At 49.9% G+C, this 2,488-nt stretch carries 4 protein-coding genes; all 4 read right to left on the bottom strand.

Features of this window, described 5'->3' with window-relative positions:
- Window positions 1-310 (bottom strand): PAS domain-containing protein (locus VEI96_04040; GenBank protein HXX57147.1); only part of this gene is annotated, 310 nt, incomplete at its 3' end.
- Window positions 311-509: 199 nt separating this feature from the next.
- Window positions 510-1,148 carry a DUF2238 domain-containing protein gene (locus VEI96_04035; GenBank protein HXX57146.1) on the bottom strand — a complete coding sequence of 213 codons (639 nt, stop codon included), beginning with the start codon at window positions 1,146-1,148 and terminating at the stop codon, window positions 510-512.
- 188 nt (window positions 1,149-1,336) lie between these two features.
- Complete coding sequence (locus VEI96_04030; GenBank protein ID HXX57145.1) at window positions 1,337-2,281, bottom strand: lysylphosphatidylglycerol synthase transmembrane domain-containing protein; 945 nt, start codon at window positions 2,279-2,281, stop codon at window positions 1,337-1,339.
- Window positions 2,265-2,488: glycosyltransferase (locus VEI96_04025; protein HXX57144.1), on the bottom strand; the 224-nt coding region annotated here is incomplete at its 5' end. The genes VEI96_04030 and VEI96_04025, both read right to left, overlap by 17 nt.

The raw sequence follows: 2,488 nt of genomic DNA, 5'->3' as shown, positions 1-2,488 counted from the left end.
GCATTTCTATCATGAGGTCCTTTTCAACTCCCAGAAGTTCCGCAGCCGCGAGGTTCGCATCAAGTATCACACCGTTACGGTCGACGATTAAATACCCGACAGGCGCATGATCGAAAAGGTCAAGATATTTCGTATACTGTTCTTGGAGCAGCTCTACTAAGCTGCTCTGTGTCCCAAGCTCACTTTGATAGTCAATGAGTTTACGAGTGAGCCCTCGATAGAGCAGAGGGCTGCGTTCATGCTCAAACGACAGCGACTCTTCAGTCTGTGCGGTATCTGCGTCACGAAGTAATGAGGCGGGGCTCGTCAATCTCACCTTCCGTTTTTTAGCGCGAAGTCTCCCCCTTGCTGCCTTCTGCCTTCTGCATCTTCGACCATCTTAAACAATGTAACGAGACTGAGCTAAGTGTCAAGAATTCTTTGAATTAGATCATGTTGCTTTGAAAGCGCATACGACAGTCCTCCAAACTTGAAACTATGTTTGATGTTGGATGAACCTTTAAAGAAAATTACCCGCGCGTAACGAGATGTCGAGACAGTGCCCTATCATGAGGTTTTGAGAGAATGATTAATGCTGCGATTGCGCCGACAAGCGCAAGAAGCATATCTGATTGTGTGTCCCAGACATATCCTTGAGTACCAAGGAAAGACTCAGCGGCTGTTCCTGTTAGAACCGCCACCCACCATTCGATGAGCTCATAGAAGGCGCTTAATGCAAGGCAGATACAGACAACGATGAAGAATAGCCAATTCCCTTCTTTCACAGGAGACTTCCTTATGAGTATTTCTCTGATTACGATCGCAGGCACGAACCCTTGAGCAAAGTGACCGACTTTATCGTAATTATTGCGACTCATTGAGAAGATATCCCTCAGCCAGTCAAATAACGGCACCTCAGCGTACGTATAGTGACCGCCAATCATTAAAATTATGGCGTGTATCAGCATAAGCCAATAAGCCATCCTCGTGAAGCGAAAGTTCCTGAATGTCGATGCAAGAATTACCAAGCCCAACAGAGCCGGAAGAACTTCAAGGAACCACGTGAAGTAGTCATGCGGTCGTATCGCAGACCAGATCAGCACAGAGAAAAAGAGCAGCAGCCAAAATAGAATCAGCGTCCCGGGGATGCGTGACGATTCGTTGTCCATTGTACCGACTTCCTTAAAAGAATCATTATTTCCTGCTCCCCATCATTTTAGCAGACGGGAATGCCAAATGTTCCGAGGAAAGAAGCCGAGACTGACATAACAAGACCTGACGGGTCAGCCTATCTTTTACATGCCAAGGCATAATTCGATTTGTCTTCGGCTTATGAAGCCGGGCTGCACGCGCCCTGTTATCGGGCTCCGGCAGGTCTATAGAGCAGATACATGACGAGGCCCGGGAGACTTCCTAGCGCGACGGACAAAAACCATGCAAGCGAAACAGCAGTGGCTTGAATCGGGGGTATCCCGAGAAAACCGAGAAGCAGGACAAAGGAGGCCTCTCTCACGCCGAGACCGGAAATCGATACGGGCAGGGTAGCCAGGGTGGCGATAATGGGGACAAATATGAAGAGAGAAAGAAGGGGAACCGCCACAGCCAGTCCGGAGCTCACGAGAAAAACGGCAAATACGTTCAGCACCTGAATCACGAGGGAGATCGAAAAGGTCTGAATGACGACGCGCCCCTTGCTCTTGTACAGGGAGAAATAGTTGTACAATTCTCCGAGGAGACCTATCCGCCCGCCGAGTCTCAGGCCGATCGTGAGGAAGCTTGCGATGATGAAGAGTGCTACGATGAAGGGCAACGTCCATTCGATATAGGAGCCCCTGAAATAGCGGAAGCCGAAGGGATACGCGATCAATCCAAGGGCGAGGAGCGCGCTGAAACCGACGTACCTGTCGAGGAATACCGAGGCTACCGCCGGTCCGCTCTTCCCGGTGCTCCGATAGAGGTAATAGGCCTTTATCGCGTCACCGCCGACGATCCCGGGGAGGATGTTATTAAAAAATGAGCCTATCATATAGAGGGAGAAGAGTTTCCCTATCGCGAAGTCTTCGGACAGAAGAAGCCGCCACCGAAGTGAGGAGAGGAAGACCGAGGAGATATAGATCAGGCTTGCTATGAGAAAATAGAACGCATTGATGCCCTGAAGGGTCGTAGTAAGTTTCTGTATCCCGGTTTTCGAGATTATCGCGTAGAGGAGCCCTCCGCTGACGACGAGCTTGAGGGCGACCAAAAGGATCTTCTTTGCCTTCAGGGGACGCTGCTCTCCGGGTATGTCAGTTTGAGGGGCCAACGACCTTTTTTATCACGTAGATCGGTTTTCGCTGGGTTTCGTGATAGACTCTCACAATCATCTCACCGAGAAGCCCCATGCCGATGAACTGAATGCCTACTATTATGAGCAGCGCGCCGAGGAGAAGAAGAGGTCTCCCCCCGATCGGTTTCCCGAAAATGATTTTTTCTATGCTCAGATAGAAGAGAAAGAGAAACCCGAAGAACC

Source organism: Thermodesulfovibrionales bacterium (assembly GCA_035622735.1).
GTDB lineage: Bacteria > Nitrospirota > Thermodesulfovibrionia > Thermodesulfovibrionales > UBA9159 > DASPUT01.
Note: the sequence above shows the minus strand (reverse complement) of the source record. Positions and strands in the feature narration are given on the sequence as shown.